The sequence below is a fragment of the Candidatus Thiodiazotropha sp. AKAK2 genome, from assembly GCF_058244685.1.
Genome location: NZ_JBSYOP010000002.1, coordinates 1 through 12,802, shown reverse-complemented (window position 1 = coordinate 12,802; position 12,802 = coordinate 1). Strand labels below are relative to the sequence as shown.

At 52.8% G+C, this 12,802-nt stretch carries 11 protein-coding genes; 9 read left to right on the top strand and 2 right to left on the bottom strand.

Annotated features, from left to right (window positions below):
• Positions 1–81: 81 nt before the first annotated feature.
• Entirely contained in the window at positions 82–2,295 is a 2,214-nt protein-coding gene (locus AC4IE8_RS00275) for an EAL domain-containing protein (RefSeq protein ID WP_083226103.1), read from the bottom strand.
• Between the two features lie 3 nt (positions 2,296–2,298).
• Positions 2,299–4,425, bottom strand: coding sequence for an HDOD domain-containing protein (locus AC4IE8_RS00270; protein WP_490790015.1), 2,127 nt, complete (start codon positions 4,423–4,425; stop codon positions 2,299–2,301).
• 411 nt (positions 4,426–4,836) lie between these two features.
• Between AC4IE8_RS00270 and AC4IE8_RS00265 the strand changes: the two genes are divergently transcribed.
• From AC4IE8_RS00265 to flhA, 9 genes are all read left to right on the top strand, one after another.
• Positions 4,837–5,343 (top strand): flagellar basal body-associated FliL family protein, encoded by a 507-nt coding sequence (locus AC4IE8_RS00265; protein ID WP_068992566.1) that lies wholly within the window; start codon positions 4,837–4,839, stop codon positions 5,341–5,343.
• A gap of 22 nt (positions 5,344–5,365) precedes the next feature.
• Positions 5,366–6,385, top strand: a complete 1,020-nt coding sequence (fliM, locus tag AC4IE8_RS00260) for a flagellar motor switch protein FliM (RefSeq protein WP_068992563.1) — start codon at positions 5,366–5,368, stop codon at positions 6,383–6,385.
• An 86-nt stretch (positions 6,386–6,471) separates the two neighbouring features.
• Entirely contained in the window at positions 6,472–6,879 is a 408-nt protein-coding gene (gene fliN, locus AC4IE8_RS00255) for a flagellar motor switch protein FliN (protein ID WP_068992560.1), read from the top strand.
• Complete coding sequence (gene fliO / locus AC4IE8_RS00250; RefSeq protein WP_068992557.1) at positions 6,879–7,301, top strand: flagellar biosynthetic protein FliO; 423 nt, start codon at positions 6,879–6,881, stop codon at positions 7,299–7,301. The genes fliN and fliO overlap by 1 nt, the downstream gene beginning before the upstream one ends.
• A complete protein-coding gene (gene fliP / locus AC4IE8_RS00245; protein WP_068992554.1) occupies positions 7,298–8,032 on the top strand; it encodes a flagellar type III secretion system pore protein FliP in 735 nt (244 codons plus the stop codon). The genes fliO and fliP overlap by 4 nt, the downstream gene beginning before the upstream one ends.
• A 15-nt stretch (positions 8,033–8,047) precedes the next feature.
• Positions 8,048–8,317, top strand: coding sequence for a flagellar biosynthesis protein FliQ (gene fliQ / locus AC4IE8_RS00240; protein ID WP_069006473.1), 270 nt, complete (start codon positions 8,048–8,050; stop codon positions 8,315–8,317).
• A 36-nt stretch (positions 8,318–8,353) separates the two neighbouring features.
• Positions 8,354–9,133, top strand: coding sequence for a flagellar biosynthetic protein FliR (fliR, locus tag AC4IE8_RS00235; RefSeq protein ID WP_068992549.1), 780 nt, complete (start codon positions 8,354–8,356; stop codon positions 9,131–9,133).
• Between the two features lie 3 nt (positions 9,134–9,136).
• Complete coding sequence (flhB, locus tag AC4IE8_RS00230; protein ID WP_068992546.1) at positions 9,137–10,273, top strand: flagellar biosynthesis protein FlhB; 1,137 nt, start codon at positions 9,137–9,139, stop codon at positions 10,271–10,273.
• 36 nt (positions 10,274–10,309) lie between these two features.
• Positions 10,310–12,406 carry a flagellar biosynthesis protein FlhA gene (gene flhA, locus AC4IE8_RS00225; protein WP_068992543.1) on the top strand — a complete coding sequence of 699 codons (2,097 nt, stop codon included), beginning with the start codon at positions 10,310–10,312 and terminating at the stop codon, positions 12,404–12,406.
• The last annotated feature ends 396 nt before the right edge of the window (positions 12,407–12,802 follow it).

The window sequence follows — 12,802 nt, the reverse complement described above, 5'->3', positions numbered from 1 at the left end:
TTAACACCGGTTAATAAGGATGTCTGAAAATCAGTTCTGCAAGCGTGTCGGGAGGAGCGATGCTGCAGCAGATGGGTGTTTTCAGTTGATCGAGTTCGGCTGAGACTTGACCATCTGCAGAAACTCATCTTCCGGCAGGGGGCGGCTGTAGAAAAAGCCCTGTGCCAGATGACAGCCGGCACTGTTCAGCTGATCGATCTGTGTCTGGCTTTCGACACCTTCCGCGATCAGGTCCAAATTTAGTCCCCTGGCCATTGAGATGATTGCGGTGACTATCGAATTGTCTCCCTTGGACTTGATGCCTTCGACAAAGGAACGATCCATTTTCAGGGTATTGATCGGCAGAGATTGCAGATAACCCAGGGAGGAGTATCCGGTGCCGAAGTCGTCGATGGCGATCCGTATGCCTCGATGGGATAACCGGGAGAGGGTGTCAATGGCCTTTTCCATATCCTGCATGATGGCGTGTTCGGTGATCTCAAGTTCCAGAACATTTCTATCCAGGTTATGACGCTTGATGATCGCCAGGGTTTTATTGACGAATTGGTCCATCTCCAGTTGCTGCACAGATATATTGACCGACAGGCTCAGGCTGATGTTCTCCTCGGTTTTCCAGCGCTGCATATCCTGACAGGCTTTGCGCAATACCCACTCGCCCAACGGTACGATCAAGCCCGACTCCTCAGCAACATTGATGAACTCATTGGGTTGTATGATGCCCTTGTCCGGATGCTGCCATCTCACCAGTGCCTCCACACCCACGATCTTCTCCTCCATGGTGTTGTATTGAGGCTGATAGTAGAGACAGAGTTCATCCGTGGAGATGGCTTTGCGCAGGCCGTTTTCGATGTCCAGGGAGGCGGCAAAATGGCTTTTCATCCTGTCCGAATAGAAGGCATAGCCGTTCTTGCCTGAGTTTTTCACCTTGTACATGGCGATATCGGCATGCTTGATCAGGGAGTCTTTGGTGTCGCCATCCGATGGGTAGACCGATATGCCGATGCTGAAGCTGATAAAGATCTCTTCGTTTTTGATCAGGAAAGGTTCGGTAGTCAGGCGCAATATTTTCTCGGCCAGATTCCGCGCATCCTGAATGTCGTTGATCTCAGGTATCAACAGATTGAATTCGTCACCACCGACGCGCGCCAGGGTATCCGCTTCCCGCAGTTCGCTGCGCAGACGCTGACCCACCAGTTTCAGCAGTTCGTCACCCACATAGTGGCCCAGCGAGTCGTTGATGATTTTGAATCGGTCCATATCCAGGTACATGACAACCAGCTTTTTACCGGTACGCTTGGAGTGGGCCATGGCCATGTTGAGGCGATCGCGGAACAGGGTGCGGTTGGGCAGATTGGTCAGCAGGTCATGGTGCAGCTGATACTTGATCAGCTCTTCCGCCTGCTTGCGCTCGGTGATGTCTCTGGCAACACCATAGGTGCCGATAAAGGATTTCTGATTATCCTCGTCGACCGAATAGATGCCGATCGAACTCAGTTCGATGGGTACGGTTCTGGATTCGAAGTAGCGGGGGCCATCGTTGATTTTACAGTTCAGTCTCAGTTCGGTACTGCGGGTGGCCCGGTCGCCGGTGCGGCGCTCGTTGAATGTGTAGTTAGCCTGGTTGATATCCTCCTCAAAGATCAGTTTTGAGAAGTGCTGCCCAATGATCTCTTTTGGATCATATCCCAGCAAACCCTCCACCCGGTCGTTGATGAAGGCGAAGCGACCCTCCTGATCCAGCAGGTAGATCATGTCGGGCGAGTTGTTGACGATGAACTTATGCAGCGACTCCGATTCATTGAGGCGCTGACTGATCTGCTTGTTCTCAATTTTGAGACGGCGATGATCGAGGGTGTTGTCGATGGTGCGCAATAGCTCTTCAGGCTGGTAGGGTTTGCGCAGAAAGTCCTTTGCCCCGTTGCGCAACGCCAAAGAGGCGTGATCAAAGGTGGCTTCCCCACTGATGATTACAATATCGCAATCGATACTGTATTGATCCATGTGTTCCATCACCTTATGGCCATTCAGATCAGGCATGTTGAGATCGAGCAGTATCAGATCGAAGCTGTTGCTGTTGAGAAGCTCGATTGCCTCCCGCCCGCTCTCTGCGAGGGTGATCTCGTGCCCGGTGAATCTCAGCAGTTCCTTGAGGCTGGCTCTGGCTCTGGGCTCGTCATCCGCGATCAGGATACGTGCATGGGTTTGATGTCTGCGTTGCTCGCCTTTGGCGCTATTGGGTATGGTGGATAAGTCACCCTCGATTCCCCGCCAAGGTGCTGGATAGTATGGATGCATAGTCTACTCTCGAGTCGAACGCGGTAAAAACAGCTGAAAACGGGTGCCGGAGCTGCTATTGGAGGTGCAGTTCACCACCCCGGACAGCTCGTCCATCAGGCTCTTGATTATGGCCAGTCCCAATCCTGAGTGACTGTTATCCTTGGTACTTTTTCCTGGCAAAAACAACTGGTCCATAATCTCGGCATCGATTCCAGGGCCCGAATCGACCACTTGTATCTCAATATGTGCCTTACCATTAAGATAGGCATTGTCCCTGGAGGCAATACTCAGTTTCCCTCCCTCTGGCATCGCCTCGACTGCATTTTTGATGAGATTGGTCAGTATCTGCTTGATATGGCCACGCCGCGAAGCGATTAACGGGATATCGGGATCGAGATCCACCTCGGTATTGATGTTGTGAGTGGCAAACAGAGACGACTGAAACAGCTTGTGAAGATCCTTGATTAAGGCATTGATATCCACACCTTTTTCCTGCTGTTCCAGCTCTTCTGGAATGTCACGCATTCGCAGCAGAATCTTGCCCACCCGATTGATCTCATCCTTGATGATATCAAGCTCTTCCTGCGCCTCGTGATTTTCACCCAGTTTCATGCCGAGGATGTGCAGATAGTTGTTGATGATCCCCAGGGGATTGTTCGCCTCATGGACAACCTTGCGTGCCTCCAGGTGGAAGGCGGCGCGTTCATCCTCCAGGAGTTGCTGTTGGGATTTGCGTGTCTCCTGCTGGCGCAGCAGTGTCTCACTAGCTTGCCGGGTGAACAGATGCAGCATCGGCAGCTGGGTTTCAAACAGCGGTAACTGATCTCTCTCCAGGCCGATCGCCAAAACCCCCAGCTTCTGTTGCTGTGCTGTCAGTGGCAGGTAGCAGAGGGCTTCACTGTCGATGAATCCCATCAGCTGTTGGTCTGCGACAGTCAGGTTTGCTTGATGCGCCTCATCGTCTGTTGTGACCCGTATCTGCTTGTTAAAGGCCAGGGCAGCCAGGCTGCGATCCGTCTCTGTGCCGAAGCTCAGCTCTTCAAGTTGCTTCTGTCCGCCACGTGAGGTGGGAGAGTAGGGGAGTAACAGGGCCTGTTCATCGGCTTTTAGCAGAAAACAGGCCCGTTTCAGTCCAAACAGCAGTTCAAGATCCCGGTGAATCTGCTGCAGAGTGGTATGGCGGTCTGCTTTGTCAGGCGGAGGGGTGAGGCTGCCGCCAAACAGTGCGGCCTGTTGTACCCGCTCTGCAAGTGCGATCTGATGTGCGGCTGAATCTGTCTCATCATCCTCATCCAGTTCCAGTTTCAGAAAAGGAATACCCAGGCTGCCTGCGCACTCGGTTGCCTGCTTGAGGGAGTCGGCGGTCAGTTTCTCGATGACCGATTGATTTAAACCAAACAGATTGTCGGCCTGGGTCAGTACGGCTTCTTCCGGCTTTGTCTCTCCAAGGGCGAGCTGACAACCAAGGTTGACCAGTTTCACCAGTGGGGCACTGTCCAGGATCCGATCCGCCGGTTCATACTGATAACGAAGCGCATCGGCCAGAAAACTGTGGAGTTGCCATTGCTCGATCATCTGCGAGCCGATCAGTGGATAGCTCACCCCGTATTGCTTCAACTCCTGCTTGAGCTGTTTTTCGATCTCTGAATTGGCGTCGACCAGCTTTTGATATCCCTGGGCGTCTTTCTGCAACAGGGCGAGCTGTCCCAAACGGTGCAACAGGCCAGCCAGGTAGGCCTCTTCCGGCAACTTGTAGGCCGTCAGGTCAGCCAGTGAGCGACACACAAATGCACAGAACAGGGATCTGGACCAGATCAGATCAAGGCTCTGTCCAATGGTATCGCTCAGCTTGGAGAAATACTGTTGTACGGCGCTGTTGATGGCAATGGTTCTGACGCTATTGATTCCCAGCACCACCAACATGCGATGCAGGCTGGTGAACTCGTTCCACTGCCGGTAGAAAGGGGAGTTAGCCGCCGCCATAACCTGGGAGGTGATCGCTGCATCCTGCTGAATGATGGCACTCAACGATTCAAAACTGACATTGGGGTCATTACAGCTATCGATCAGCTGAATGAGTATGGCTGGAGGGGATGGCAGATCGTAGAATTTTTCGTCGATCATCTTGTCTTGGTTCTGTGTGGTCACGTAAATACCAAGTTTATTATGAAGTTACGCCAGTATCTTGTGGCAATTAATAGCACTTAATCGAGTTGAATGAAAGCGTTTTCAAAGCATTGCATGATCTGAGTGTTGTTGTGGAATTCCCATCGCAGTCAATTCTGCGTCCACTTCCTTAACATAATAGTGCCTGAATCCACTTCGATCCGGTTCCTGATCTACCTGGGAAGCAGGAATGCCTTTCCCACTCAGGCAGAAACAGATTCCTAAAAAACAGCTGACGGAAAATTGCCTGGATGGTTTCCCATTGAGAGTCAAGAAATTGTCCTTTTCAATATGAGTAATTTTAACTTATTGAAATTAAAGGTGAAAATGTTTTCTATGAGTGTGGCACTTTATTTGCATTCCATATTGAGTAGTCTCATTGAGGAATAAAAAATGGCAAATGAAGAAGCATCAGAAGAACTGGATCTTGGCGAAGAGAAAAGCGGGAAATCCAAGCTGATTATCATTATAGCCATTGTGGCGGTGTTGCTCATCGGTGGTGGCCTGGCAGCCTTTTTTCTGCTCGGTGGCGAAGAAGAGGCGACGGAGGAAGCCGCTGCCGAAGAGCCGGTGGAAGAGGAAAAGGGGCCGGCACAATATCTCGATTTCAAACCCCCGTTCGTGGTCAACATGCCCGGACGCCCGAGTCTGTTGCAGATTGGCGTCAGTATCCGGGTCTATTCCGAGCCGATGGCTGAGTTCATCCGGCATAACGACCCGATGATTCGCCACCATCTGCTTGACCTGCTCTCCACCAAAGATGGCAAATCCCTGCAAACACGTGAAGCCAAAGAGGCGCTGCAGACAGAGATGCTCGAGGCACTCAACAAGGTCGTCAAAGAGTTGGAGGGGCCTGGCGAAGTGGATGGGATCTTTTTTACAAGTTTCGTGATGCAGTAATTCAACCCGATAGGAATACAAGATGAGCGCCAATGACCTGCTATCACAAGAAGAGATCGATGCCCTGTTGCACGGCGTTGACAGTGGGGATGTCGCCACAGAGTCCGATGTGTCGGAAGAGGGTGGCACCGTTTCTTACGATTTCACCAGTCAGGATCGAATCGTAAGGGGACGTCTGCCAACCCTTGAGATGATCAACGAGCGTTTTGCAAGGCTGTTCAGAACCAGTTTATTCAACATGCTCAGAAGGACCGCCGATCTCTCCGTGTCCGGTATCCAGATGCAGAAGTTTTCAGAATTCGTACACAGTCTGTTTGTACCGACCAGTCTGAATATGATCAAAGTACCTCCATTAAGAGGCAAAGGCCTGTTCGTTTTGGATCCCAAGCTGGTGTTCAGCGTGGTAGACAACTATTTTGGCGGTTCAGGCCGTTTCCACACCAAGATCGAAGGCCGTGATTTCACGCCAACTGAAAACCGGGTAATTCAGCTGTTGCTGAGCAGCGCCTTCGAGGACCTCAAAGCGGCCTGGAAACCGGTATTCCAGGTCGATTTTGAATACAGCGGTTCAGAGGTCAATCCCCAGTTCGCCAACATCGTCAGCCCATCGGAAGTGGTGGTCGTGACCTCCTTTCATGTGGATCTGGAAAATGGTGGCGGTGACTTTCATATCTGTATGCCCTATTCGATGCTGGAACCGATCAGAGAGTTGCTGGATGCCGGTGTTCAGAGTGACCGGGGTGAACGGGATGAGCGCTGGGAGCGCTCTTTGAAAGAGGAGATTCTCGCCGCCAAGGTTGAGCTGTGCAGCAATCTTACCGAGGTGCAGATGAGTCTCCAGCAACTCTCCGAACTGCAGGCGGGGGATGTGATTCCAATTGAGATGCCTGAAGAAGTTGAAGTGGAAGCTGCGGATGTTCCGGTGTTTCGCGCCAAGCTGGGTGTTGCCGATGGCAATTACGCCTTGAAGATCAGTGAGTGGATAGTCAGCAATCAACGCAAAGGCTTGCATGACTATCTGGATATGGAGCAAGAGGCCTGAGCGGCCTGCCGGCAGCGTGGCCGGCACAGCGCAGCAGTCAGACTGCTTTCAATGGCTTAGGTTGAATCCCCAAAGAGGGTAAAAAGATGAGTGATGAGAAAAGTGTAGATCCCAATGAAGCATTAGCGGATGAATGGGCTGCTGCTCTCGAAGATCAGGCGGACGGTGATCAATCAGCTGGAACGGAAGCGGCCAGCTTTGATGAGTTGACCGATGAAGCTGTCTCTACCGGCAGTGTCAATATGGACGCCATTCTGGATGTGCCGGTAACCATCTCGATGGAGATCGGCCGGACCAAGATCAACATTCGGAATCTACTGCAGCTTAATCAGGGCTCGGTAGTTGAGTTGGATCGGCTGGCTGGCGAACCGATGGATGTATTGGTCAACGGTACCCTGATTGCACAGGGTGAAGTGGTGGTGGTGAATGAGAAGTTCGGCTTACGCCTGACTGACATCATCAGTCCTTCCGAGCGGGTCAAGAGGTTAAGTTGATGTGCCGTTGGCTGCTCATTGGTCTCTTTTTCAGCAATGCCTTGATGGCGGCGGAAGAGGGCAACAAGCAGATTGGCGTCAATGTTTCGCCAATTGGTGCTGAAGGCCTGTTAAATACCTTCAGTGGCCTGTTGGTTGTGTTGGCCGTGATCGTCGGTGCCGCCTGGCTGTTCAAACGTTACGGGCAGTTTTCGATGGGCGGCAAGGGCATGGTCAGAGTGCTCGGTGGTGCCTCGGTCGGCAGTCGTGAACGGGTGGTGGTGGTTGAGGTTGAAGATACCCGGGTGTTGCTCGGCGTGGCTCCCGGACAGGTTCGGATGCTGCATCTGCTGAGTGATGAGTCCCCCAGTTTCCGTGAGCAGTTGCAAGGGTTGGAGCAGCAGGAACCGGCTGACAGCCAACAGAGCGAGCCGTCACAATGAAAGTTTGGGTACTCTTCATTGGATTGCTGGTCACTGGCCTGGTCGAGGCGGCGCCTGGTGTGGATGCCTTCAGTGTCGCCCCCGATGGGGAGGGTGGGCAGACCTATACCCTGACCATTCAGGTGCTGCTCTTCATGACCGCCCTGACCCTGCTACCCGGGGCGTTGATGATGATGACCTCGTTTGCCAGGATCATCATTGTACTGGCGATCTTGAGACAAGCATTAGGTACTCAGAGTACGCCTTCAAATCAGATTCTTATCGGGCTGGCGCTGTTTTTGACTCTGTTCATCATGATGCCGGTCTTCAATGAGGTGAATCAGATCGCACTGCAACCCTATCTGTCTGAAGAGATGGATACCATGCAGGCGCTTCAAGCGGCGGCGGAACCGGTCAAGTCCTTCATGCTGGCGCAGACCAGAGAAGATGATCTGGCGCTGTTCGCCAGGATCGGAAATTTTGGTGAATTCAATGGGCCGGAAGAGGTGCCATTCAGTCTGCTGCTGCCATCCTTTGCCACCAGCGAACTGAAAACCGGATTTCAGATCGGTTTCCTGCTGTTCATTCCTTTCCTGGTGATCGATCTAGTGGTGGCCAGTATTCTGATGTCGATGGGTATGATGATGCTGTCACCGATGATTATCTCTTTACCGTTCAAGATTATGTTGTTTGTACTGATCGATGGCTGGGCCCTGGTGTTCGGTACTTTGGCATCGAGTTTTCAGATATAGGCAGGAGGGAGATCCATGAGTCCTGACATCGTAATGGCCATCGGACAGAACAGCCTCGAGATTATCGGTCTGCTTTCAGGCATGGTGCTGCTGCCCGCCCTCGCTGTCGGTTTGATCATCGCCATGTTTCAGGCGGCAACCCAGATCAATGAGATGACCCTGACCTTCATCCCCAAGCTGGTGGTTTCCGGTCTGGTGCTGATGTGGGCGGGGAACTGGATGTTACAGCTGCTGATGAATTTCTCAATCAACCTGATTGAGAGTATTCCCGAACTGATTCTTTAGGCAGAGAGGGATACGCGGGGAGCTTGGTGAAAAATCATGATCTTCAGTGAAGCTCAACTCAATGCCTTGATCGCCACCTATTTCTGGCCAATGGTGCGTATCAGCGCCATGCTGCTCGCCGCTCCCCTGTTCAGCTCACGCCAGATTCCGGCACGCCTGAGACTGGTGCTGATGATGATGATCGCTTTTCTGGTGGCCCCGACTCTGCCTGAGATGCCGTCGGCGGATGTACTCAGCCACAGTGGCCTGATCATCATGCTTCAGCAACTGTTGATCGGCATTATGATGGGTTTCATTCTGCAGATGGTTTTCGGCGCCCTGGTGTTTGGCGGGCAGGTGATTGCCTACAGCATGGGCCTGGGTTTTGCCTCCATGGTCGACCCAGCCAACGGTGTGCAGGTGCCTGTGGTCTCCCAGTTCTATCTGATCCTGGCTACCCTACTGTTTCTCATCTTCAACGGACATCTGCACGCCATCGAACTGGTGGCGGACAGTTTTGTCACCATGCCGGTGGCGATGGATGGCATCTCACGCAACAACTTGATTGATCTGGTTGCCTGGGGCAGTCGACTTTTTGCCGGCGGCCTGATCATCGCGCTTCCGATTGTCGGCGCCATGCTGATGGTCAACATGGGCATGGGTGTGGTGATGCGTGCCGCACCTCAGTTGAACATCTTTTCGGTCGGTTTTCCCATCACCATGTTACTGGGTTTCGCGTTGATCTGGGTGAGTCTGCCCAACGCGATGTCTGTCTTCACCGATCTGCAGGATGAGGCTTTCCAGCATCTGATGCAGACACTGCGGATTGCGAGGTGAAGCATGGCTGAAAATGAGAATGGCCAGGAAAAAACAGAACAACCCTCGGCGAAAAAACTTACGGACGCAAAACGCAAAGGCCAGGTGCCCCGGTCCCGTGAACTCAACAGCATGGCCGTGACCATGGCCGGTGTTATCAGCCTGGTGGTGATGAGTGGTTCTGTGGGTGATTCGGTATCCGAGATGATGAGCCAAAGTTTCGTCATTACCCGGGAGCAGATGTTCGATATCGGCTCCATGACCACCCGCCTGGGTGAGGGGATAGGCCAGGCCTTTTTTGCTTTGATCCCATTTTTCCTGATGGTGATTCTGGCTGCCATCTTGAGCTCCGTTGCTTTAGGCGGTTTCTCAATCAGCGGGGAATCCATGACCCCTAAATTGAGTAAACTGAGTCCGTTAAAAGGATTGAAGCGGGTGTTTTCCGCCAAAGGCCTGGTGGAGATGTTCAAGGCGATGGCGAAGTTTGTGCTGATCGGCGGTACCACCGTGTTTCTGTTGTATACCTCCCTGGGGCAGTTTCTGGCGTTACACAACATGGAAATATCACCGGCGCTGCAGCATCTCAACTCGCTCATCGGTTGGTCGGTCATTTTGATGAGTACCACGATGATTCTGATTGCGGCGATCGATGTGCCTTTTCAGCTCTGGGATCACAAGCGCCAACTGAAGATGACACGACAGGAAGTCCGGGATGAGATGAAAGAGACCGAAGGTCGGCCGGAAGTGAAAGGCCGGATTCGTCAACTGCAGCGAGAGATGGCGCAGCGACGGATGATGCAGGAAGTGCCGAAGGCGGATGTGATCGTCACCAACCCGACTCACTATGCGGTGGCTTTGAAGTATGATCCGGAAACCATGCATGCGCCGAAACTGGTTGCCAAGGGTGTTGACCTGATCGCGCAGAATATCCGTAAGGTTGGCGGCGAGGCCAATGTGCCGGTTGTTGAATCACCGCTGTTGGCCAGAGCAATCTATTTCCATACAGAATTGGATACCTTCATCCCGGCCGGTCTCTATATGGCGGTAGCCAGGCTGTTGGCTTATGTATTCCAACTCAAAGCCTACAGCACAGAGGGTGGCATCTATCCTGAGATGCCTGACGATATCGATGTGCCGGAAGAGTACCGGCACAGTGAGTGAGATTAACCAGAGTATCGCATAAAGCGGAACAGATAGATGGATAACACAACAATCTTAGACAACGTCAAACAGTTTGGTGCCCGAGGCCTGGGTGCGCCATTGGTCCTGCTGATGTTGCTGGCGATGTTGGTTATCCCATTGCCACCGATCGCCCTGGATCTGTTTTTCACCTTCAACATCACCCTTTCCCTGGTGGTGATGCTGGTTGTCGTCTACACAAAACGCCCGCTGGAGTTTTCAGTTTTTCCCAGCATGTTGTTGATCGCCACACTGCTGCGCCTGGCATTGAATGTGGCGTCGACCCGGGTGGTGCTGCTGGAGGGGCATACCGGTGGCGATGCGGCGGGTAAGGTGATCGAGGCATTCGGCGCATTTGTTATCGGTGGTAACTATGCAGTCGGTCTGGTGGTGTTCCTGATCCTGGTGATCATCAACTTCGTGGTGGTCACCAAGGGTGCGGGCCGGGTATCGGAAGTCAGTGCGCGGTTTACCCTGGATGCCATGCCCGGTAAGCAGATGGCCATCGATGCGGATCTCAACTCGGGTCTGATCGATCAGGATGAAGCCCGCACCCGTCGTGAGGATGTGGCGCGGGAAGCCGACTTTTACGGGGCGATGGATGGTGCCAGTAAGTTCGTTCGTGGTGATGCCATTGCCGGTATTCTGATCCTCTTCATCAACATCATCGGCGGCCTCTCGATCGGTATGGCTCAGCACGATCTGGCCTTCTCCACAGCACTGCAGAACTATGTGCTGCTGACCATTGGTGATGGCTTGGTGGCACAGATCCCCTCGCTGCTGCTCTCTACCTCTGCGGCGATCATCGTTACCCGGGTGGCGAGTACCCAGGATGTGGGTGGGCAGATTATCAGTCAGCTGTTCACCAGCCCCAAGGCGCTGGCGGTCGCTGCAACCGTATTGCTGTTGATGGGTGTGATTCCCGGTATGCCCAATTTTGCTTTTCTTACCCTTGCCGCTGCGGCGGGCGGTGCCGCCTGGCTGATCTGGCAGCGTCAACAGGAGCCGGAAGAGGAGATGTTGATCGAAGAGCCGGTTGAGCAACCTGAGCAGCGGGATCTGAGTTGGGAGGATGTGCAGCCGGTCGACCTGGTGGGGCTCGAAGTGGGCTATCGTCTGATACCTCTGGTTGACCGTAACCAGGGCGGTCAGCTGATGAACCGTATCAAAGGGGTTCGCCGGAAACTCTCCCAGGAGCTCGGTTTCCTGATACCTTCTGTGCACATCCGGGATAACCTGGATCTGTCGCCAAACAGCTACCGGATTTCGCTCAACGGTGTAGTGGTCGCTGAAGTGGAGATCTTTCCGGATCGTGAACTGGCGATCAATCCGGGGCAGGTGTTCGGACAACTGCCGGGAACGCCCACCAAGGATCCCACCTTCGGTCTGGATGCGGTATGGGTCGATCCGGAGCAGAAGGATCATGCACAGACACTGGGCTATACCGTGGTGGACTCAAGTACCGTGGTGGCAACCCATTTGAGTGAAATCCTCCAGTCTCAGGCGAATGAACTGCTCGGTCATGAAGAGACCCAGCAGTTACTCGATATGCTGGCCCGTACTACCCCGAAACTGGTTGAGGACCTGGTGCCGAAGACCCTCTCCTTAAGCGTGGTCACCAAGATCCTGCAGAACCTGTTATCGGAGCATGTGCCCATCCGGGATTTCCGCACCATTGCCGAAACACTGGCTGAACAATCGACCAGAACCCAGGATCCTGGCGCATTGACTGCGTCTGTACGAGTGGCCTTGTCCAGGGGCATAGTCCAGAAGCTGATCGGTACCACCGATGAGATTCCAGTCGCGGTGCTGGATCCAGGCTTGGAGCAGCTGTTACAACGTACATTACAATCATCGGAAGAGGGGCAGGCCGGTTTCGAACCTGGATTGGCGGAAAGGCTGCAAACCGCACTGGCGGAGACTCACGCCTCAATGGAGGCGCAAGGTCAACAGAGTGTGTTGCTGGTGGCCGCACCGATCCGCGCCTGGATGGCCCGTTTTGCCAAGCATACGGCGCCGGGAATGCATATTCTCTCGTATAACGAAGTGCCGGATAATCGGCAGATCAAAGTGATCTCAACCATAGGAAATGGTGAAGCGACGGCAAGTGCTTAGTGTCATGTGAATTTTAAACTGGTATCAGACTATGCCGTATTCTGATGTGGTTGACTTTCAATTTGGGCTTTTACACCATCAATGATGTGCGATTCTCTAATGTGTTCATTAGGAATCATTACCAAGCCGATCAACGCAAGAGTCTTCAATATTGCCGAGATTATAGTGCCTTAAGGTATGCCGAGATCCGTTGGAAATTAGCCGCCATCTTTCATATGTCCTGCCTAGATCTATTGCCTGAATTTCAACAAATTCATCAGAATATGCCCCTAGTGGGCCATGCGGTTAATTCGACGACGCATTTTTAGCGCGATTTACTGAAGCAATTATTTTCTCGGCACTTTTTGTCCAACGAAATGGTTTAGCGCTGTATTTATTGTGGACTTTCACATATCG